This is a genomic window from Morganella sp. TYF_1 (assembly GCF_043105645.1).
GTDB lineage: Bacteria > Pseudomonadota > Gammaproteobacteria > Enterobacterales > Enterobacteriaceae > Morganella > Morganella morganii_B.
Window position 1 is genome coordinate 67974 of record NZ_JBICLU010000015.1, and the last position, 20412, is coordinate 88385.

19 protein-coding genes are annotated in these 20412 nt (G+C 53.6%); 6 read left to right on the forward strand and 13 right to left on the reverse strand.

The features are described 5' to 3' along the window. The first annotated feature begins 88 nt into the window (after positions 1–88). The gene (locus ACF8OF_RS05625) at positions 89–808 is read left to right on the forward strand and encodes an SDR family oxidoreductase (RefSeq protein WP_062772233.1); all 720 of its coding nucleotides are present in this window, start codon (positions 89–91) and stop codon (positions 806–808) included. Position 809: 1 nt separating this feature from the next. Here ACF8OF_RS05625 and nadD read toward each other — a convergent pair whose 3' ends face one another. The 8 genes from nadD to ACF8OF_RS05665 all read right to left on the reverse strand — a co-directional run bounded on the left by nadD (position 810) and on the right by ACF8OF_RS05665 (position 9091). After that, positions 810–1466 carry a nicotinate-nucleotide adenylyltransferase gene (gene nadD / locus ACF8OF_RS05630; RefSeq protein WP_072871280.1) on the reverse strand — a complete coding sequence of 219 codons (657 nt, stop codon included), beginning with the start codon at positions 1464–1466 and terminating at the stop codon, positions 810–812. Next, positions 1447–2490: a DNA polymerase III subunit delta gene (gene holA / locus ACF8OF_RS05635; RefSeq protein ID WP_274370919.1), complete on the reverse strand. Its 1044-nt coding sequence runs from the start codon at positions 2488–2490 to the stop codon at positions 1447–1449. The genes nadD and holA overlap by 20 nt, the downstream gene beginning before the upstream one ends. Then, positions 2487–3041 carry an LPS assembly lipoprotein LptE gene (lptE, locus tag ACF8OF_RS05640; RefSeq protein ID WP_262859969.1) on the reverse strand — a complete coding sequence of 185 codons (555 nt, stop codon included), beginning with the start codon at positions 3039–3041 and terminating at the stop codon, positions 2487–2489. The genes holA and lptE overlap by 4 nt, the downstream gene beginning before the upstream one ends. A 13-nt stretch (positions 3042–3054) precedes the next feature. Next, positions 3055–5637 (reverse strand): leucine--tRNA ligase, encoded by a 2583-nt coding sequence (gene leuS / locus ACF8OF_RS05645; RefSeq protein ID WP_262859968.1) that lies wholly within the window; start codon positions 5635–5637, stop codon positions 3055–3057. 216 nt (positions 5638–5853) lie between these two features. Further along, positions 5854–6579, reverse strand: coding sequence for an amino acid ABC transporter ATP-binding protein (locus tag ACF8OF_RS05650; protein ID WP_025153524.1), 726 nt, complete (start codon positions 6577–6579; stop codon positions 5854–5856). Continuing rightward, a complete protein-coding gene (gene gltK / locus ACF8OF_RS05655) occupies positions 6576–7253 on the reverse strand; it encodes a glutamate/aspartate ABC transporter permease GltK (protein WP_004235602.1) in 678 nt (225 codons plus the stop codon). Before gltK ends, ACF8OF_RS05650 begins: the two co-directional genes overlap by 4 nt. After that, positions 7253–7990, reverse strand: a complete 738-nt coding sequence (locus ACF8OF_RS05660; protein WP_004235603.1) for an amino acid ABC transporter permease — start codon at positions 7988–7990, stop codon at positions 7253–7255. The genes gltK and ACF8OF_RS05660 overlap by 1 nt, the downstream gene beginning before the upstream one ends. A gap of 198 nt (positions 7991–8188) precedes the next feature. After that, complete coding sequence (locus tag ACF8OF_RS05665) at positions 8189–9091, reverse strand: glutamate/aspartate ABC transporter substrate-binding protein (protein WP_279797620.1); 903 nt, start codon at positions 9089–9091, stop codon at positions 8189–8191. Positions 9092–9514: 423 nt separating this feature from the next. Between ACF8OF_RS05665 and ACF8OF_RS05670 the strand changes: the two genes are divergently transcribed. The 4 genes from ACF8OF_RS05670 to ACF8OF_RS05685 are packed head-to-tail and all read left to right on the forward strand — an operon-like array spanning position 9515 to position 13198. After that, positions 9515–9883 carry a copper-binding protein gene (locus ACF8OF_RS05670; protein WP_392495981.1) on the forward strand — a complete coding sequence of 123 codons (369 nt, stop codon included), beginning with the start codon at positions 9515–9517 and terminating at the stop codon, positions 9881–9883. A 56-nt stretch (positions 9884–9939) separates the two neighbouring features. Beyond that, positions 9940–11976, forward strand: a complete 2037-nt coding sequence (locus tag ACF8OF_RS05675; protein WP_392495983.1) for a protein-disulfide reductase DsbD domain-containing protein — start codon at positions 9940–9942, stop codon at positions 11974–11976. Beyond that, complete coding sequence (locus tag ACF8OF_RS05680) at positions 11973–12701, forward strand: DsbA family protein (protein WP_392495985.1); 729 nt, start codon at positions 11973–11975, stop codon at positions 12699–12701. The genes ACF8OF_RS05675 and ACF8OF_RS05680 overlap by 4 nt, the downstream gene beginning before the upstream one ends. Next, a complete protein-coding gene (locus ACF8OF_RS05685) occupies positions 12701–13198 on the forward strand; it encodes a protein disulfide oxidoreductase (protein ID WP_392495986.1) in 498 nt (165 codons plus the stop codon). Before ACF8OF_RS05680 ends, ACF8OF_RS05685 begins: the two co-directional genes overlap by 1 nt. Positions 13199–13270: 72 nt before the next feature. Here the strand turns inward: ACF8OF_RS05685 and lnt are convergent, their stop codons facing one another. From lnt to miaB, 5 genes are all read right to left on the reverse strand, one after another. Further along, the gene (gene lnt / locus ACF8OF_RS05690; RefSeq protein ID WP_262882147.1) at positions 13271–14824 is read right to left on the reverse strand and encodes an apolipoprotein N-acyltransferase; all 1554 of its coding nucleotides are present in this window, start codon (positions 14822–14824) and stop codon (positions 13271–13273) included. Next, on the reverse strand, positions 14821–15711 hold the full coding sequence (gene corC / locus ACF8OF_RS05695; protein WP_004235612.1) for a CNNM family magnesium/cobalt transport protein CorC: 891 nt from the start codon (positions 15709–15711) through the stop codon (positions 14821–14823). Before corC ends, lnt begins: the two co-directional genes overlap by 4 nt. A 70-nt stretch (positions 15712–15781) precedes the next feature. Continuing rightward, positions 15782–16249 carry an rRNA maturation RNase YbeY gene (ybeY, locus tag ACF8OF_RS05700; RefSeq protein ID WP_025153517.1) on the reverse strand — a complete coding sequence of 156 codons (468 nt, stop codon included), beginning with the start codon at positions 16247–16249 and terminating at the stop codon, positions 15782–15784. Further along, positions 16242–17324, reverse strand: a complete 1083-nt coding sequence (locus tag ACF8OF_RS05705) for a PhoH family protein (protein ID WP_046893687.1) — start codon at positions 17322–17324, stop codon at positions 16242–16244. Before ACF8OF_RS05705 ends, ybeY begins: the two co-directional genes overlap by 8 nt. A 52-nt stretch (positions 17325–17376) precedes the next feature. Then, positions 17377–18816 (reverse strand): tRNA (N6-isopentenyl adenosine(37)-C2)-methylthiotransferase MiaB, encoded by a 1440-nt coding sequence (gene miaB, locus ACF8OF_RS05710; RefSeq protein WP_279797632.1) that lies wholly within the window; start codon positions 18814–18816, stop codon positions 17377–17379. Positions 18817–19019: 203 nt separating this feature from the next. Between miaB and ubiF the strand changes: the two genes are divergently transcribed. Then, positions 19020–20201, forward strand: coding sequence for a 3-demethoxyubiquinol 3-hydroxylase (gene ubiF / locus ACF8OF_RS05715; protein ID WP_262862699.1), 1182 nt, complete (start codon positions 19020–19022; stop codon positions 20199–20201). Positions 20202–20412 lie beyond the last annotated feature (211 nt).

The window sequence follows — 20412 nt, forward strand, 5'->3', positions numbered from 1 at the left end:
TACTTTGTGAAATAAATCTGCCTTCTTGATATATGTAAAGCAAGGCATAAAATCATGCAACTTTATTGATATTCTCAGGATAAATGCAATGAAAAAATTAGTGGTTATTACCGGCGCCAGTTCCGGTATCGGTGAATCTGTGGCAAAACGGATGAGTCAGGCCGGACATCCGGTCTTATTACTGGCACGCCGCAGCCAGATTACCGAAGGGTTTCATCTGCCGGACAGCCTGTGCCGCAGCGTGGATGTGACCGATCTTGCGGCAATGAAAGCCGCCATAGCGGAAGCGGAAAGTCTGTACGGCAAAACGGATTTATTAATTAACTGTGCGGGCGTTATGTTGCTGGATAATCCGTATGATCAGGATTATGCCGAATGGCAGCAAATGGTGGATGTGAATATTAACGGTGTACTGACCGGGATTAATATTGTATTGCACGATATGGTTGCGCGTCAGGAAGGCACCATTATTAATATCAGTTCAATTGCCGGACGAAAAACATTCCCGAGCCATTCAGTCTATTGCGGAACTAAATTTGCCGTTCATGCGATAACGGAAAATATCCGTGAAGAAGTGGCTCCGTCAAATGTCCGTTTAATTACCATAGCCCCGGGCGTGGTGGAAACACCGTTATTGAGTCATACCACTAATGAGGAAATTAAGCAGAATTACCAGACCTGGAAAAAAGAGATTCAGTCAGGTCTGGATCCGGAAAAAATCGCGGATTGTATTCAGTTTGCTTATCAGCAACCGCAGGATGTCTGTATCCGTGAGATTGTGATTGCCAAAACCCGGCAGGCGGGGTGAGTCAGCGGTACAGTCCCTGTGCCAGAATGTAGTCCTGAACGGCGGGGGCCAGCTGATCGCTGCAGTCCTCGCCGTTTTTCAGCCGTTCGCGGATATTGGTGGCAGAAATCGGAAACAGGGGGGTATCAGCCAGGAAAATATAGCCGCACGGTCGCTTGTGCAGGCTTTCCGGTGTGGTGACCAGATGCTGCACAAACCAGTCAGCGAGCTGTTCGGACGGAAAATCGAGTGAATACCCCGGCCGTTTGCAGACCAGGATATGGCACAGGGTCAGGATCTTATCCCATTCATGCCAGGTATCAATCGTGAGCAGGGAATCCTGACCGATGATAAAAGCCAGCGGTCGCCGTGAACCAATTTCAGCCCGGTACTGACGCAGTGTTTCCACCGTATAGGAGAGGGCATCGCGGCGCAGTTCGCGGTCATCCACCAGGAACAGCGGATCACCGTTAACAGCCAGTTGTGCCATCATCAGCCGCTGTTGTGCATCCGCTTTCGGCTGCGGACGGTGCGGCGGGACATTGTTCGGCAGTAAAATCACCTGTTCCAGACCGGCTTCCGCCGCCATGGCTTTCACGGTATTGATGTGCGCCTGGTGGATCGGGTCAAATGTGCCGCCGTACAGCGCCAGAATCCGGTTATCCGCGTTGTTCGTCATAGAGGATCTGTCCTGTCTGTGCTTTACCGCTCAGGAGCAGTGTCAGTGTCAGTAAGTCATCACTTACGGATTGTCCGTAATCCTGCTTGAGGCGGATTTCAATACGGGTGATCAGGGATATCGCCACCTGCAGGGTATGCGCATCAAGGCGATCCAGTGCATCGGTTATCATACCGCGGCGGTTCTGCCAGATGCGGTGCTTGTCAAACAGGGTGCGCAGCGGCTGGTTTCGGCTTTCGCGCTGTAATGTCAGTAACTGCATCACTTCCCGCTGGACGGTGCGCAGCAGGATCACCGGCTCGTTATCTTCCGCCAGCAGCTGAGTCAGGATATGACAGGCGCGTTTGCTTTTGCCGGCCAGCAGGGCATCCACCCAGTGATACGGGGTAAAGTGTGCCGCATCATTCACCGCTGCTTCCACACGGGGCAGAGTGAGTTTGCCGTCAGGGTAGATCAGCGCCAGCCGGGAGAGTGCCTGTGACAGCGCCAGCAGATTGCCTTCGTAGCAATAGCAGAGCAGACGGACAGCCTGTTCATCCGGCTGCAGCTGTAACAATGCTGCCCGCGCGGTAACCCATTGCGGCAGCCGGTTCAGATCCGGCGTCATACAGGCGATATAGACGCCATCCTGTGCCAGCGCTTTAAACCAGGCACTGTTTTCCTGGGCTTTGGTCAGTTTATGACCGCGCAGTATCAGCAGCAGATCCGGATGCAACTGCCCGGCCAGCCGGAGAAGCTGTTCGCCCATCGCGGCATTGGGGCCGTTTTCCGGCAGATACAGAGTGAGTGTCTGCCGTCCCGCAAACAGACTGAGTGACCGGCAGACAGAAAAAATCGCATCCCAGTCAGTATGCTGTTCAAGTGAAAAAGTGAAGTGCTCGTCAAATCCCTGTTCCTGCGCCGCATGGCGGATAGCATCCCGGGATTCCTGGAGCAGTAACGGTTCGTTCCCCCAGAGGAGGTAACGTTCACGCAGCCCCGAACGGAGCTGCGTGATGAGTTGCTCAGGTGAAACTTTTATCATGCCTTCGGTGCGACAATCTCAGCCGCTACAGCATTTTCAGCCTGTTTCTGTTGTTCGGACGGCTGGATAATCAGCAGTTTACGAACCAGACGGGCGGCAGCCTGCTCACGCATTTCCTGGCGGATCATATCTTTTTCCGCATCTTTTGCGAGTGCTTCCAGCGGGTTATCGAAGAATGAACGGTCAACGCGGACGTTGATCGGATAGACCGACCCGTTCGGCATAATGACCTGGGCATTCAGGTAATAAACCAGTTCTTTTTCAGCGGCTTTACCGTCCTGGAAAATAGATACTGTCTCTTCTGAGTCTTCGGAAGAGCTGGTGATCTTCAGAACCGGGAGGGTGGCATCACCGCTTTCAATAATCTGAACGTTATTCAGCAGCAGTTGCTGGCGGATAGCACGGGTCTGTTCGCCATACGGATCACCGGTGCTGATTTGCAGTTTCTGCAGTTCAGGCGGGATTTGCGTGGTGCCGCGCAGATGGAAGCCGCAGCCTGCGGTGACCAGCACCGCAAGCCCGAGCAACAGCGTAATAATGCGATGTCGCACGATATCTCCTTAATTAACCCACGACCAGGTTCAGTAATTTACCCGGCACATAAATGACTTTGCGAATACTCACGCCTTCGAGGTATTTCGCCACATTCGCTTCCTGCGAGGCCAGTGCCATAACAGCATCCTGCTCCGCATCGGCGGCAACCGTGATACGACCGCGGACTTTACCGTTGATCTGGATAACAATCAGTTTGGTATCGTCAATCATTGCTTCTTCGCTGGCAACCGGCCACTGTGCATCATCAACATCCGTTTCGTGACCCAGCGCTTTCCACAGGGTGAAACCGGCGTGCGGGATAATCGGAGAGAGCATACGGATAACCGCATCCAGCGCTTCCTGCATCAGCGCGCGATCTTGCTCTGTTTCCTGAGGTGCGCGCTGCAGTTCATTGAGCAGTTCCATAATTGCCGCGATGGCGGTGTTGAACTGCTTACGGCGGCCGGCGTCATCGCTGACTTTGGCAATGGTTTTGTGCAGAGAGCGGCGCAGATCTTTCTGTTCCGGTGTCAGGCTGCTGATATCCAGCGGCGCGGTTTTGCCTTTCTGAACATGCTCATACACCAGACGCCATACACGGCGGATAAAGCGGTTCGCGCCTTCCACGCCGGATTCCTGCCACTCGAGGGTCAGTTCCGGTGGTGCCGCAAACATCATAAACAGACGAACGGTATCCGCGCCGTATTTTTCCACCATAATCTGCGGATCAACGCCGTTGTTCTTCGATTTTGACATCTTGCTCATGCCGGTGTGAACCAGCTCGCGGCCTTCTTTATCTGTTGCCTTGATGATACGGTTTTTATCATCACGCTCAAGAATAGCTTCTTCCGGAGACACCCACACGCGGTGGCCGTCAGTGTCGGTATAATAGAAGGAATCGGCCAGTACCATGCCCTGACACAGCAGGTTTTTCGCTGGCTCATTTGAGTTCACCAGACCGGCATCACGCATCAGTTTGTGGAAGAAGCGGAAATACATCAGATGCATAATGGCGTGTTCGATACCGCCGATATACTGATCGACCGGCAGCCAGTAGTTGGCTGCCGCCGGGTCCAGCATGCCTTTGTCATAGTCCGGGCAGCAGTAACGGGCATAATACCAGGAGGATTCCATAAAGGTATCGAAGGTATCGGTTTCACGCAGGGCAGGCTGACCGTTGATGGTGGTTTTTGCCCACTCCGGATCGGCTTTAATCGGGCTGGTGATGCCGTCCATGACCACGTCTTCCGGCAGGATAACCGGTAACTGATCTTCCGGAACCGGTACCACGGTGCCGTCTTCCAGGGTTGCCATCGGAATTGGTGCGCCCCAGTAACGCTGACGGGAAACCCCCCAGTCGCGCAGGCGGTAGTTTACTTTGCGCTCACCGACGCCGAGTGCCACCAGTTTGTCCGCAATCGCGTTAAAACCGGCGGTGTAATCCAGACCATCAAATTCACCGGAATTAAACAGGGTGTTTTTGCCGGTCATTGCCGCTTCACTGATATCCGGCGCGTTGCCGTCTTCACCCAGAATAACAGGTTTGATTGCTAAACCGTATTTGGTGGCAAATTCCCAGTCGCGCTGATCGTGCGCCGGAACGGCCATCACGGCACCGGTACCGTATTCCATGAGAACAAAGTTGGCGACCCAGACCGGAACTTTTTCGCCGGTCAGCGGGTGAATGGCAAACATACCGGTTGCCGCGCCTTTTTTCTCCATCGTGGCCATTTCAGCTTCAGCCACTTTGGTATTACGGCACTCGTCGATAAAGGTTTTCAGTTCCGGATTGTTCTGCGCAGCCTGCTGTGCCAGCGGATGACCCGCCGCCACCGCCAGATAAGTGACACCCATAAAGGTATCCGGGCGGGTGGTGTAGACACTCAGTTTTTCGGTGCTGTCCGCGACATCAAAGGTGATTTCCACACCCTCGGAACGGCCGATCCAGTTGCGCTGCATAGTTTTGACCTGCTCCGGCCAGTCTTCCAGCGTATCCAGATCATTGAGGAGTTCTTCGGCATACGCGGTGATTTTGATAAACCACTGCGGGATCTCTTTGCGCTCAACCGGGGTATCACAACGCCAGCAGCAGCCGTCGATAACCTGTTCGTTGGCGAGAACCGTCAGGTCATGCGGACACCAGTTCACGGCGGAGGTCTTCTTATACGCCAGACCTTTTTCATACAGTTTGGTGAAGAACCACTGTTCCCAGCGGTAATATTCCGGCGTACAGGTGGTGACTTCGCGATCCCAGTCGTAGGCGAAACCCAGCTTTTTCAGCTGTTGTTTCATGTATTCGATATTGGCGTAGGTCCACGGTGCCGGCGCGGTGTTATTTTTTACCGCAGCGCCTTCCGCAGGCAGACCGAACGCATCCCAGCCAATCGGCTGTAAGACGTTTTTACCCAGCATGCGCTGGTAACGTGACATCACATCACCCAGGGTGTAGTTACGCACGTGACCCATGTGTAGTCGTCCTGAAGGGTATGGCAGCATAGACAGGCAGTAGTATTTTTCTTTACTGTTATCTTCAGTCACTTTAAATGTTTGTTTTTCCTGCCAGTGACTCTGGACTTGTTGCTCTATGTCTTCGGGACGATATTGTTCTTGCATGGCACCGGTATTCCTGTGGTGATGAACTGCCGGACACGGACTGACAACCAGACCGGGCGGACAGCATGAAAATATTGGGTTTCGTTAATTTCTGACCCGTTAGCATAGCCGATATGCCCCTGAGGGAACAACAGTTAAGGGCGTAAAGGGATGAAAAAAGCAGGGGAATGACAAAGAGAAGAAGAAAGGCCGGTCTGTGACCGGCCGGTCAGAACATCAGTGCAGAATTTTAGCCAGAAAATCTTTGGCGCGATCGGATTTCGGGTTGGCAAAGAAATCCTCTTTTTTACTGTCTTCGACGATTTTGCCTTCATCCATGAAAATCACGCGGTCCGCCACTTTACGGGCAAAGCCCATTTCATGGGTAACCACCATCATTGTCATGCCTTCGTGTGCCAGTTCCACCATCACGTCCAGCACTTCGTTGATCATTTCCGGGTCGAGGGCGGATGTCGGCTCATCAAACAGCATGGCGACAGGATCCATACACAGGGCGCGGGCGATAGCCACACGCTGCTGCTGTCCGCCGGACAGCTGGGACGGGAATTTATCCGCATGGACAGACAGCCCGACACGCTCCAGCAGTTTCAGCCCTTTTTCTTTTGCTGCCGCTTTATCGCGCCCCAGCACTTTTACCTGTGCCAGGGTCAGATTTTCCACAATGGAGAGGTGCGGGAACAGCTCAAAGTGCTGGAATACCATGCCGACTTTGGAACGCAGTTTCGCCAGGTTGGTGCGTTTGTCATTCACCTGAATATCATTGACGAAAATTTCGCCCTGCTGCACCGGCTCAAGGCCGTTGACGGTTTTTATCAGCGTGGATTTACCGGAGCCGGACGGGCCGCACACCACAACCACTTCCCCTTTTTTGACGTCGGTCGAGCAGTCGGTTAAGACACGGAACTGACCGTACCATTTGGAGATATTTTTCAGGGAGATCATGACACAGTCCTTCTCTTGAGATAATTAACCAGCATTGACGCACCAAAGCTGATAACAAAATAAACCGCCCCCGCAAACAGCACCATCTCGATTTGTGTTCCGTCACGCTCGCCGATATTGCTGGCGGTACGGAAGAAATCGGTCAGGCTGAGCACATACACCAGTGACGTATCCTGGAACAGGACAATTCCCTGGGTCAGCAGCAGCGGGATCATCGCACGGAATGCCTGCGGCAGCACCACCAGACGCATGGTCTGCATTTTGGTCATACCGAGGGCGAGTGAGGCGGATGTTTGTCCCCGTGACACACTCTGAATCCCGGCGCGGATAATTTCAGCATAATACGCAGCTTCAAACAGGGAAAACGCTACCATAGCTGAGATCAGACGGATATCTGTTTTTGGTGATATGCCAAGAACATTTTGGACTAAGTTAGGCACAATCAGATAGAACCATAATAGCACCATCACCAGCGGAACGGAGCGGAAGGCATTCACATAGAGGGCAGCCAGCCAGCTCACAATCTTTATGGATGACAGGCGCATCATGGCCAGTATCGTGCCCCACAGGATGCCGATAACAATCGCGGTAACCGTGATTTTCGCCGTAATAACCAGCCCCTGTAACAGGAACGGCATACCCGGCATCACCGAACTCCAGTCAAATTCGTACATCAGTGGCCTCCTGTCCCGGGCAGACGCACCCGTTTTTCCAGTAAATGCATGGCCAGCATAATAATAACGTTGATGCCGACATAGGCGAGGGTGATCGCGGTAAAGGACTCATAAGCTCTGGCAGAGTAATCCAGCAACTTCCCGGCCTGCGCAGCCATATCGACCAGCCCGATAGTGGAGGCAATGGCAGAGTTTTTCACCAGGTTAAGCATTTCCGATGTCATCGGCGGAATAATCACGCGGTAGGCATTCGGCAGCAGCACATAGCGATAAGTCTGCGGCAGTGTCAGCCCCATTGCCAATCCGGCGGCTTTCTGACCGCGCGGCAGTGACTGAATGGCGGCACGTACCTGTTCGGTCATACGGGCGGCGGTAAACAGCCCCAGACAGAGGGTGGAGGAAATAAAGAACTGGATATTCGGGTCGAGATCCATTTTAAACCAGTCGCGCAGAGACGACGGCAGGAACTCCGGGATCACCAGATACCAGGTGAAGAACTGGACGATCAGCGGTACATTACGGAAAATTTCCACGTAAATGGTGCCGAGTGAGGAGAGAAACTTATTCGGCACCGTACGGAGAATACCGAACAGGGATCCCACCAGAAAGGCGATAATCCAGGCACAGATTGACAGCAGCACCGTGACTTTCAGGCCGGACAGGATCCAGCCGAGGTAAGTGGTGTTGCCGAAGGGGGCGGGCTGAAAAAAGATGCCCCAGTCCCAGTTTGCTGACATAGCGCGGCTCCCGGTAAAAGAACGAACTCCCTGTATAAGACGGATAACCAGTGGTTACCGGACAGACAGTGTGTTTGCATGCAACGGACTGCGGTTTATCGTCCGCGCCCGCGTCAGTGGTGAACGCGGGCGCGGCGGTCTTAGTTATATCCTCAGTCCGGACGGCGCAGCTGGTCAGGCTGTCAGCCGCCGTGGTGATTATTCAAAGGCCTTGTCATTCGGCGCTTTGAACAGCCCTTTCATTTCATCGGATAATTCAAAGTTCAGGTTGAGGTTTTTAGGCGGAATCGGCTGTTTGAACCAGCGGGTATAGGATTTCTCAGCCTCACCGGAGGTTTGCGCATCAGAGACAGTTTTATCGATCAGGGCTTTAAACTGCGGATCATCTTTGCGCAGCATACAGCCGTAGGCTTCTTCGGACTGCGGTGTGCCGACAATCACCCAGTTATCCGGTTTTTTCGCTTTGGCGCGCTCACCGGCCAGCAGGGCATCATCCATCATAAAGGCGACTGCACGACCGGATTCCAGCGTGCGGAAGGCATCCCCGTGATCTTTGGCGCTGATAATGCGCATCTTCATCTGCTTCTCATCATTGAGTTTGTTGAGCAGCATTTCGGATGTAGTACCGGATGTCACCACGACGTTTTTCCCGGCGAGATCGGCAAAGTCTTTGATACCGGAATCTTTACCGGTCAGCAGACGCGTACCGACCACAAAAATAGTATTGGAGAACGCGGCCTGCTGCTGGCGCGCCAGGTTGTTGGTGGTGGAGCCGCACTCAAAATCGAATGTGCCGTTTTGTAACAGCGGGATACGGTTCTGAGAGGTCACCGGGATCAGTTTGACCTGTAAATCCGGCTTATTCAGGGTCTTTTTCACTGCATCAACAATATGGTTGGAATAATCCTGGGAATAGCCGACCACGTTTTGCTGGTTATCATAATAAGAGAAAGGGACAGAGGACTCGCGGTGACCGACGATAATCACACCGTTATCATTGATTTTTTTCAGTGTACCGGTCAGCTCTTCAGCAGAAACTGCCGCACTGGCAAGCGCGGCTCCGGTGACCAGGACAGACAAAACTAACTTGCGCATAAACAACTCCTTTTCGGGAACAGTATAAGGACGTGTGTTGCTATTGTGTTTGTATTGTTAAAAATAGAACACTATTGTTAATAAATGGAAGTTAATTTGTTTTAAATCGGGAGATCCCTCTCACTCTGTCCGATAAAGATGTGCAAGTTACACACAGAACGTACACTCATATTAAATTATGATATTTTTAGTTGACTTGGTTTTATATGCTGCAATTGGCGTAATTATTAACCTTTTAATGGTTGTTTTTACTGCCGGGCGGGATGCTGTTATGGCCGGGAAGTGCTATTGTGCCATAATCCGCTGTTGTCACAATCCGGCTGTACGGTGAAAACATCATATTGCGGTTAAATGTGTAAAGTTATGGTTATCCGGTTGTCTGAAATCGCTGGCTGTGTAAGATAAGCGGTAACTATCGGGGAGCGGGCTATGCTGAAGCAACGCAGGCAGGGTTATTTGCTGCTGTTTTTCACATTATTCTTTATCCTGTTGTGTCTGACACAACGGGTGTCTGGTGCGCCGCGCATCAGTCTGAGCCCGTCTGCGGATTTTACCACGCCGGTGCAGCTCAGTAATGCGGAAACCGGCAGTACCAATCCCGGCGGCACCTGTGATATCAGTGCCAAGTCGCTGAGTACGGTGCCGCAGTTCCCGGCAGAACCTCTCTTTTTTGCCCTTCTTTTCTTCGTCATGACAGCGGTGATTGTTCCTGTCCGTTACCGTTCGCGATCGTGGCGTCAACATATCCCGCCGATGCGGCTGCGCAGGCATCTCCATTTTTGTGTCATGAGGGATTAGCAACCGGCTCGCTTTATATTGTCGGGTTTTTTGCTTAATTCGGAGATGAAAAAATTATGCGTTTTGTATTAACAGCGTTTGTGCTGTTTTTGTCCGCGCTGACTTCTGTGCATGCAGCTGATACCGGCTGGACTGAGATGCCGCACAATGATCACGCCCGTGTCAGAGTCACATCAGATCAGTGGAAAGACGGAAAACTGCGTCTGCTGCTGGCTGTTGAATTACAACCGGGCTGGAAAACCTACTGGCAGTCACCGGGCGAGGGGGGCGTTGCCCCTGAACTGACATGGCAGGAGACCTCCGCTGATACACAGTGGTTTTGGCCCGCACCGCAGCGTTTTGACGTCGCAGGGCTTTCCACTCAGGGCTACGGCGGCAGTGTGGTGTTCCCGCTGGAAGTCACGGCGGCTCAGGCGCTGCCGGCGCTCAGCGGAACACTGACCTTATCCACATGCAGTAATGTCTGTATCCTGACCGATTATCCGGTCTCACTGGATACGTCTGAACCGGCACCGGACGATTTTGATCGCCAGTATGTGATGGCGATGCAGCAGGTTCCGCAGACCGGCGGTGATATCACTGTCGGCGGCAGCCGGATAAACGGCGGGACGCTGACGATGGCACTGCACCGCCCGGGCGGCTGGCAGGATCCGCAGCTGTTTTTTAATGCGGATAAAGAAACTATTTTTGCCGCGCCGTCATTTACCCTTTCCGGGGATAACCTCACCGCCACCGTTAAAGTGACGGATGACTGGGGTGAAGTACCGTCAGATCTGAACGGAAAACCGTTGTCGGTCGTTGTGACAGACGGTCCGGCAGCGCAGGCGCTCACCACGGTGATCGGCAGCGGGCCGGATATTACGGCTGCATCCGGCAGTGATACCTCCTTTATCATGCTGTTACTGTTTGCATTGCTGGGCGGGCTGATCCTCAACGTTATGCCGTGTGTTCTGCCGGTGCTGGCGATGAAACTCGGCGCTGTGCTGTATGTGGAAAACCGCGAACGGCGGATGATCCGCACCCAGTTCCTGGTCTCCTCCTCCGGTATTATGGTCTCCTTCTGGATCCTCGCGGCACTGGTGTCGGTATTACGTCTGACACAAAGTGCGGTCGGCTGGGGAATTCAGTTCCAGAACCCGTGGTTCCTCGGCTTTATGGTGGTGGTAACCTTACTGTTCAGTGCCAATCTGTTCGGTGTTTTTTCTATCCGTCTGAGCAGTAATGCAACCACAAAACTGGCGACAGCGGGCGGCAAAGGGATGCGCGGCCACTTTATGGAAGGTATGTTTGCCACGCTGCTGGCGACCCCCTGTACCGCGCCGTTCCTCGGTACTGCCGTTGCGTTTGCGCTGGTGGCCCCGTATTCACAGCTGTGGATGATCTTTACCGCGCTGGGATTAGGGATGAGTCTGCCGTGGCTGCTGATCGCCGCATTTCCGGGAATTGCCAGAGCTCTGCCGAAACCGGGCCGCTGGATGAACGGTCTGCGTCTGGTGCTGGGTGCCATGATGTTTATTACAGCACTGTGGCTGATCAGTCTGCTGATCCCGCACACCGGGCCGGAAACCGCTGCCGTGATGGTGGGGGTTGTGCTGCTGGTACTTGCGCTGCTGGCGTTCCGCCGTACCGGTATTAAGCGCGGAACGGCGGCGCTGGCGGCACTGCTGGTGGCCGGTGGTGTCTGGGCCGGTATCAATATGACGGATGACCGGCAGCAGAGCCTGGTCCGTGATCAGGTGGATTGGCAGCCGCTGACGGAAGAGGCGGTGACCACCGCGCTTTCTCAGGGGAAACGGGTTTTTGTGGATGTGACCGCCGAATGGTGCGTAACCTGCAAAGCAAACAAATACAATGTATTATTACGCGATGATGTTCAGGACGCACTCCGTGAACCGGATGTTGTTGCACTGCGCGGGGACTGGACCAAACCGTCACCGGATATTACTGCATTTTTACAAAAGCGCGGGCATCTGGCAGTACCGTTTAATCAGATTTACGGCCCTGCTTTACCTGATGGTGAAATCTTGTCACCATTGCTGGATAAAGAAACACTCTTACATCTGTTAAATCAGTCACAAGGAATTGAACCATGAAAAAAACACTCGCGGCTTTAATGATTGCTCCGCTTATCTTTACAGCCACAGCTCACGCGGCTGCTTTTACCGCTGACCAGGAAGCGCAGGTGCGTGAATTGGTTCGTGACACGCTGGTCAAAAACCCGGAAATTCTGGAAGAAGCGATCGCGGCACTTCAGCAGAAACAGACCGAAAAACAGACTGCGCAGATGAAAGATGCCGTTAAAGCGAATGCTGACGTGCTGTTTAATGATAAGTACACGCCGCGCATCGGTTCAAAATCACCGAAGCTGACCATTGTATCTTTCACCGATTATAACTGCCCGTACTGCAAACGTTTTGATCCGCAGCTGGAAGCGATGGTGAAAAAATACCCTGACGTGGCGGTAGTCTTCAAACTGCTGCCGTTCAAAGGGGAAAGTTCCCTGAATGCCAGCCGTGCCGCACTGTCTGTCTGGGAAAGCAAGCCGGAAGCATTCGCACCGCTGCATAACCGCCTGATGCAGAAAAAAACCGCACTGACCCAGGATGATATCAACAGCGCACTGAAAACCGCCAAAGCGGGTGATGTAAAAGTCACTGAGAACAGTATGAATACCATGCGTATGAACATGATGCTGGCAGAGCAGTTAGGTGTTCAGGGAACGCCTGCAACGCTGATCGGTGACGTGATGCTGCCGGGTGCCGTGGATGAAGCACAGCTGGATGCCATCATTAAGGAACAGCTGGCTAAGGTTAAATAATGCGGTTACTGCGCAGATGGGGAAAGGAATTTCTCCTGCTGCTGGTGATTTTATTTATTGCGTCACAGGCGATGGACTACTGGCGCAAACCGCAGGCACCGGATTTAAACACGGTGCCTTCACTGGCACTGACAGACGGCACACCGGTGTCCATTGCGCAGATGAGTGCGGAAAAACCGTTACTGGTCTACTTCTGGGCATCCTGGTGCGGGATCTGCAAACTGACGTCGCCGTCAGTCAGCGAACTGTCTGAGTTTGGCTACAATGTGGTGACGGTTGCTATCCGCTCCGGTGACGATGACCGGCTGGCGAAAGGGATGGCAGCGAAAGGTTACTATTTTCCGGTGATTAATGATCCGGATGGCCGTATCTCTCAGCTCTGGGGCGTGAATGTCACGCCGACCTTTGTGATTTATCACAAAGGGAAGATAGTCAGTTATACCAGCGGCTGGACCAGCCAGTTGGGTATGATGGCCAGGCTGTGGCTGGCGAAATAATCAGTCTGAAAATAAAAATCCCGCCGGTGAGCAATCACGGCGGGATTTTTTTATCTGCGGAATTTTTTCTTATCAGCGAAAATGCAGGCCGCGCTCGGTGCTCTTTCTGCGTTTTACCAGCGCCAGACCGAGGAAGATAACGGTAGCGCCCCAGACCGGCCAGGTGCCCATACGGTAATACGGCGTGAAACCGGATGCAGAGGTCACCGTGGCACTCAGGGTGGCCTGTGTGAACTGCGGCAACTGCGCGGTGACAGAGCCGTCCGGTGCAACAATGGCGGTAATACCGTTATTGGTGGCGCGCAGCAGCGGACGCCCCAGCTCCAGTGCTCGCATCCGCGCCATCTGGAAATGCTGCCACGGGCCGATGGAGCGGCCGAACCAGGCATCATTGGAGGCAGTCAGCAGTACACCGGTTTTGTCGGTCATATTGCGGCGCACCTGCTCCCCGAGGATCACTTCATAGCAAATCTCGGCGGTCAGTGTCATTTTTCCGGCGGTCAGCGGCGGCTGAATGTAACCCCCGCGGCTGAAAGCAGACATCGGCAGGTTAAAGAACGGCGCCAGCGGACGCAGTAAATCTTCCAGCGGCACAAATTCCCCGAACGGCACTAAGTGATGTTTGTAATAGCGGTTTGTATCCCGGCTGTCGTATTCACTCTTATTGCCCAACACAATCAGGGTGTTGTAAACATCATACTCTTTGCCGTCCGCTTTCGGGACCGCATCCACCACACCGGTGATAAGCTGCGCACCGCTGAGTGTCAGCAGGCCGTTAAGCTGATCCAGGAACGCAGACTGACTGGCGGCAAAATCCGGAATAGCGGATTCCGGCCAGATAATCAGGGTGTCAGGGCGGAAGTACGGGCGGCTCTCTTTGAGGTAAATGCCCAGCGTTTTATCCAGCATGCCCTGTTCCCATTTCAGGGACTGGGCGATATTTCCCTGTACCAGCGCGACCTGAGTCGGGTCGTTATTCATCTGATACCACTGGTAGTTGCGGGCAAGCCACGGCGCAAACAGCAGCACCAGTGCCGGGATCAGCGGGCGGATACGGCGCTGTGAGAGTGAAAGGGCAATCAGCCCGCTTATCACCATCAGCAGGAAGGTGATGGCATTGACACCCAGGATTGGCGCCAGTGCGCGCATCGGGCCGTCAATCTGGGTATAGCCGAATTCCAGCCACGGGAAGCCGGTCAGCACCCAGCCGCGTAAAAATTCAGTGAGCTGCCAGAGTGCCGGGGCAGCAATCACCAGACGCCAGACAGTGGCGTGCGGGAAGCATTTCGCCAGCAGACCGGCAAACAGCATCGGATAGAGCGCCAGATAGGCAGCCAGCAGGACAACAAGGAACAGGTTGGCGATTTCCGGCATACCGCCGAAATCCGCGATACTGACATACACCCAGTTTACGCCGCTGCCGAATAAGCCCAGCCCCCAGGCGAAACCGATAGCACAAGCCTGTTTGCCTGTCCGGTTGAGGGTCAGCAGCAGCAGGGCGGTCAGTGCAGGCAGTGAGAAAAACCAGAGATCAAAAGGCGAAAAGGCCAGCGTTCCGCCGGCCCCGAAAATCAGTGCCAGCAGCAGACGCGGCCACTGGCGTAAACCATGAGGTGATTTTATCATGTCAGATTATCTTCATCTAAAGACGGGATTGGAGCATCGTCCGGAATCTTAACATGTAACTGGATAATTTTACGACTGTCCGCCATCGCAACTTTGAACTGGTAGTTGTCAATCTCAATGGTTTCACCCCGGGTCGGCAGATGGCCGAAGGCCTGCATCACCAGCCCGCCGACGGTATCCACTTCTTCATCGCTGAAGCGGGTGCCGAATGCATCGTTAAAATCTTCTATCTGGGTGAGGGCGCGGACAGAATAGGAGTGCAGGCTGAGCTGACGGATATCCACGTCATCCTCATCATCGTATTCATCCTCAATTTCGCCGACGATTAACTCCAGAATGTCTTCGATAGTGACAAGTCCGGAGACGCCGCCGAATTCATCGATCACAATCGCCATATGATAGCGCTGGGAGCGGAACTCCTTAAGCAGACGGTCAACACGCTTACTTTCCGGCACAACAACCGCCTGGCGCAGGACTTTATCGATACTGAACTCTTCGGAATCACTGCGCATAAACGGCAGCAAATCTTTTGCCATCAGCAGGCCTTCAATGTGATCTTTGTCTTCGCTGATCACCGGAAAGCGGGAGTGGGCAGAATCAATAATGACATCCAGGCACTCGTCGAGTGTCTGATTGCGCTTGAGAGTCACAATTTGTGAACGCGGGATCATGATATCGCGGACACGCTGATCAGAAATATCCATCACCCCTTCGAGCATATCGCGGGTGTCAGGATCGATCAGTGCATTTTGTTCGGAATCACGGATGACCTCAACGAGGTCTTCACGGCTTTTTGGTTCGCCGTGGAACAGTTGCTGGCGCAGCAGAGAAAAGAAACCCTTTTTCTGGTTCGGTGTATCACTACCCGATGGATGGTCGTCGCTCATGGCGGTTTTTTTATATTCCCCGATTTAATGAAAGATGCCGTATTATGTAGCATAAAAACGGCATCGCTGACTACGCTTTTTCTGTGATATACGGATCAGAATAGCCTAATTTTTTTAAGATTTCCGTTTCCAGGCCTTCCATCTCCTCTGCTTCATCGTCTTCGATGTGGTCATAACCCAGCAGGTGCAGGCAGCCGTGAACGACCATATGTGCCCAGTGTTCTTCTTCGGTTTTTTCCTGTTCAGCAGCTTCTCGCTCCACCACCTGGCGGCAGATAATCAGATCGCCCAGCAGCGGGAGTTCAATTTCCGGCGGCGCTTCAAACGGGAAGGAGAGTACGTTGGTTGGTTTATCCATGCCGCGGTAAGTCAGGTTCAGCTCATGGCTTTCTGCTTCATCCACCAGACGGATGGTCACTTCACTCTCTTCCTGAAACATCGGCAGCACGCCGTCAATCCAGCGCTGAAACTGTGCCTCAGAAGGCAGATTGTCTGTATTTTCACAGACGATTTGTAAATCAAGAACCGGATTACTCATGGGATTGTTCCTGCTGCGCCTGCGCACGTTCGGCATCGCGCTGCTGTTTCAGCATCTGTTTGCGTTTCTGTTCTGCGGCTTCCCACGCTTCATAGGCAATAACCACTTTTGCCACGATAGGATGACGCACCACGTCTTCACTGTGGAAGAAGTTAAAGCTCAGTTCCGGCACATCTGCCAGCACTTCAATAGCGTGGCGCAGACCGGACTTATTGCCGTTCGGCAGGTCAATCTGGGTGATATCCCCGGTGATAACCGCTTTGGAGTTAAAGCCGATACGGGTCAGAAACATTTTCATCTGTTCGATGGTGGTGTTCTGGCTTTCATCGAGAATAATAAAGGCGTCGTTCAGTGTCCGTCCGCGCATATAGGCCAGCGGTGCGACTTCAATCACGTTGCGTTCGATCAGCTTTTCCACTTTCTCAAAGCCGAGCATTTCAAACAGCGCGTCGTACAGCGGGCGCAGATACGGATCGACTTTCTGACTGAGATCGCCGGGCAGGAAGCCGAGTTTCTCACCGGCCTCAACGGCAGGGCGGGTCAGCAGAATGCGGCGGATTTCCTGACGCTCCAGGGCATCCACGGCGGCAGCGACTGCCAGATAGGTTTTCCCGGTCCCGGCAGGGCCGATACCGAAGGTGATATCGTGGTCGAGAATGTGGGCGATATACTGTGCCTGGTTTGGCGTGCGCGGTTTAACCACACCACGTTTGGTTTTGATATTGACGGATTTTCCGTAGTCCGGCACATGCTCGTCACTCTGTTCCAGTACACGGCTTTCGGCTACAGCGAGGTGAACCTGCTCGGGGTCAATATCGCGGATAACGCCGCGCACCGGGGCGGTTTCCACATAGAGCTGACGCAGGATAGCCGCAGCGGCTTTGACACAGTGCGGTTTGCCGGTCAGCCGGAAGCGGTTGTCGCGGCGGCTGATTTCGGTGCCGAGGCGGCGCTCAAGCAGTTTGATGTTATCATCGAAGGGACCGCAGAGGCTTTGCAGGCGCTGATTTTCGGCGGGTTCGAGGAAAATTTCCTGTGTTGCTACCTGTGAAGGTGATGTATAGGTCTCTGTCACTGAATCTCTCTGTGTATTCTCACGCGCAGGTTATTCTGCGCGTGATCGTTAGTTAGTGTACGGTTGGCTGGTAGATGCCGACACCCAGTTCGTCTTCTTTACGGGTGCGGGCAATCACGGATTCCGGGGTTTCGTGAACACGCAGGTTCATCTGATCTTCTGTCCGGATCACGCGACCGCGCAGTGAGTTGGTGTAGACATCGGTAATTTCGACATCCACAAATTTGCCGATCATGTCCGGGGTGCCCTCAAAGTTCACCACGCGGTTATTTTCGGTGCGTCCGGATAACTCCATAACATCTTTGCGGGACGGGCCCTCTACCAGGATGCGCTGAGTGGTGCCGAGCATCTGACGGCTGTAGCTCATTGCCTGCTGGTTAATCCGCTGCTGTAACAGGTACAGACGCTGTTTTTTCTCGTCTTCGGTCACGTCATCCGGCAGGTCAGCCGCCGGCGTTCCCGGACGCGGGGAGTAGATAAAGCTGAAGCTCATATCGAAATTCACGTCGGCAATCAGCTGCATGGTTTTTTCGAAGTCGTCATTGGTTTCTCCCGGGAAGCCGACGATAAAGTCAGAGCTTATCAGAATATCCGGACGTGCTTTGCGCAGTTTGCGAATGATGGATTTGTATTCCAGCGCGGTATGGGCGCGTTTCATCTGGGTCAGAATACGGTCCGAGCCGCTCTGTACCGGCAGGTGCAGGAAGCTGACCAGTTCCGGGGTATCTTCATAAACAGCGATAATATCATCGGTGAATTCAATCGGATGGCTGGTGGTAAAGCGGATGCGGTCGATACCGTCAATCGCGGCTACCAGACGGATCAGTTCGGCAAAACTGCAGATGCTGCCGTCAAACGCCGGGCCGCGGTAAGCATTCACGTTCTGACCCAGCAGGTTTACCTCACGCACGCCCTGAGCGGCTAACTGTGCGATTTCAAACAGCACATCATCACACGGACGACTGACTTCCTCACCACGGGTGTAAGGCACCACGCAGAAGGTGCAGTATTTATTACAGCCTTCCATGATAGAAACAAACGCGGACGGGCCTTCGGCGCGGGGTTCCGGCAGGCGGTCAAATTTCTCGATTTCCGGGAAGCTGATGTCCACAATCGGGCTGCGGTCGCCTCTGAGTTTGTTGATCATCTCCGGCAGGCGGTGCAGTGTCTGCGGGCCGAAGACAATGTCCACGGCCGGGGCGCGGCGGCGGATAAAATCCCCTTCCTGGGAGGCCACACAGCCCCCGACACCGATAATAATGTCCGGATTCACATCCTTGAGGTTTTTCCAGCGGCCAAGCTGATGGAACACTTTTTCCTGCGCTTTTTCACGGATAGAACAGGTATTAAGCAGGAGAATATCGGCTTCATCGGCATTGTCTGTTAAAGTGTAGCCGTGGGTGCTTTCCAGCAGGTCAGCCATTTTGGATGAATCGTACTCATTCATCTGACAGCCCCAGGTTTTTATGTACAGTTTTTTACTCGTCGACATTTTCTCAATCCGCTGTTTTCAGTGAAACAATACCCGCAACACTGAAAAGCATTGTGTGTATTCAATCAGGTTTGATGTAATCAATGGTCGATATTGTAGTCATTTGACACTCCGGTGACCAGACCCGGCAGCACGGATCTTCACCTTCCCCGGTGAATTTACGGTAATTGAACAAAAAATCAACGTATTAGAATAGGTATGTCATGGATAACCCGTTAGCACATTCTGAAGTCACCGTTATCGGCGGGGGAATGATTGGTGCCGCCACAGCACTGGGATTGGCTCAGGCCGGTTTTCGCGTCACGGTGGCTGAATTACAGGCACCGGCAGCGTTCGATGCGCAGAGCCGCCCTGACGTGCGGATTTCTGCCATCAGCCGCGCGTCTGCTGAGTTACTGGAGAGTCTCGGCGTATGGGAGCGTGTGCGTGCCATGCGTTGTGTGCCGTACCGCACCCTGGAAACCTATGAGGAACCGGGGTCGGAAGTGACCTTTACCGCAGAGAGCCTCGGGTTACCTGAGCTGGGGTATATGGTGGAAAACCCGGTCCTGCAACGGGCATTGTGGGAGATGATCACCACTCATGAGCTGATCACCTGTCTGTGCCCGGCGCGGTTACAGGGTATGACAAAGCAGTCCGGTGAATGGTTACTGACGTTTGATAACGGTGACATCATTACCACCCGGCTGGTGATCGGGGCGGACGGCGCGAAATCACAGGTCAGAACGCTGGCCGGTATCGGCAGTCGCGGCTGGCAGTATCGTCAGTCCTGCATGCTGATCAGCGTGGATACCGGACGTGAGCAGCAGGATATCACCTGGCAGCAGTTTTTCCCGTCCGGCCCGCGTGCGTTTCTGCCGTTGTTTGATTCGTATGCTTCGCTGGTCTGGTATGACTCACCGGCGCGGATACGCCAGCTCAGTAAACTGCCGCTGCCGCAACTGCAGGCAGAAATCCGCGCATCATTCCCTGAACGCCTCGGGGACGTGACTCCGCTGGCCTGCGGCTCTTTCCCGCTGGTGCGTCACCATGCCGCCCATTATGTGCAGGACGGGCTGGCGCTGATCGGTGATGCGGCACATACCATTAATCCGCTGGCCGGGCAGGGAGTAAATCTCGGTTACCGTGATGCGGATACCCTGCTGAATACCCTGATTGCGGCGCGGGAGTGCTGTGAGGACTGGGGCAGTGAATCTGTTCTCAGACGTTATGAGCGCCGCCGCCGCCCGGATAACCTGCTGATGCAGGCCGGGATGGATGCGTTTTATCTCACTTTCAGTAATACCCTGCCGGGGTTACAGCCGTTGCGTAATCTGGCACTGACGGTGGCACAACGTGCAACACCGCTGAAAAAACTGGCGCTGAAATATGCACTGGGGGTCTGATTACTGATTCAGGCAGGGCGGGAGATTCTCTTCTGCTTCCGGGGATGGCGGACAGCAGGCAAAAACGAAAAGCCGCTGTAAACACATCCGTGTGCGCTCAGGCGCGTCATCCCTGACGCGCATGCTTTTCGTTTATTTTGCCTGCTGTCGCGCGTTGTACATTGAGTGCAAATGAAATATTTATCCGGATGCAGAAAAGCAAAAAGCCCGT

Bases quoted from the DNA above. Each gene is read 5' to 3' on its own strand.
- miaB (WP_279797632.1), bottom strand. From the start codon at position 18,816: ATGTCGACGAGTAAAAAACTGTACATAAAAACCTGGGGCTGTCAGATG.
- ACF8OF_RS05660 (WP_004235603.1), bottom strand. From the start codon at position 7,990: ATGTCAGCAAACTGGGACTGGGGCATCTTTTTTCAGCCCGCCCCCTTC.
- ybeY (WP_025153517.1), bottom strand. From the start codon at position 16,249: ATGAGTAATCCGGTTCTTGATTTACAAATCGTCTGTGAAAATACAGAC.
- ACF8OF_RS05680 (WP_392495985.1), top strand. From the start codon at position 11,973: ATGAAAAAAACACTCGCGGCTTTAATGATTGCTCCGCTTATCTTTACA.
- ACF8OF_RS05670 (WP_392495981.1), top strand. From the start codon at position 9,515: ATGCTGAAGCAACGCAGGCAGGGTTATTTGCTGCTGTTTTTCACATTA.
- ACF8OF_RS05650 (WP_025153524.1), bottom strand. From the start codon at position 6,579: ATGATCTCCCTGAAAAATATCTCCAAATGGTACGGTCAGTTCCGTGTC.
- gltK (WP_004235602.1), bottom strand. From the start codon at position 7,253: ATGTACGAATTTGACTGGAGTTCGGTGATGCCGGGTATGCCGTTCCTG.
- corC (WP_004235612.1), bottom strand. From the start codon at position 15,711: ATGAGCGACGACCATCCATCGGGTAGTGATACACCGAACCAGAAAAAG.
- lnt (WP_262882147.1), bottom strand. From the start codon at position 14,824: ATGATAAAATCACCTCATGGTTTACGCCAGTGGCCGCGTCTGCTGCTG.
- ACF8OF_RS05685 (WP_392495986.1), top strand. From the start codon at position 12,701: ATGCGGTTACTGCGCAGATGGGGAAAGGAATTTCTCCTGCTGCTGGTG.
- leuS (WP_262859968.1), bottom strand. From the start codon at position 5,637: ATGCAAGAACAATATCGTCCCGAAGACATAGAGCAACAAGTCCAGAGT.
- holA (WP_274370919.1), bottom strand. From the start codon at position 2,490: ATGATAAAAGTTTCACCTGAGCAACTCATCACGCAGCTCCGTTCGGGG.
- ACF8OF_RS05625 (WP_062772233.1), top strand. From the start codon at position 89: ATGAAAAAATTAGTGGTTATTACCGGCGCCAGTTCCGGTATCGGTGAA.
- ubiF (WP_262862699.1), top strand. From the start codon at position 19,020: ATGGATAACCCGTTAGCACATTCTGAAGTCACCGTTATCGGCGGGGGA.
- ACF8OF_RS05675 (WP_392495983.1), top strand. From the start codon at position 9,940: ATGCGTTTTGTATTAACAGCGTTTGTGCTGTTTTTGTCCGCGCTGACT.
- nadD (WP_072871280.1), bottom strand. From the start codon at position 1,466: ATGACGAACAACGCGGATAACCGGATTCTGGCGCTGTACGGCGGCACA.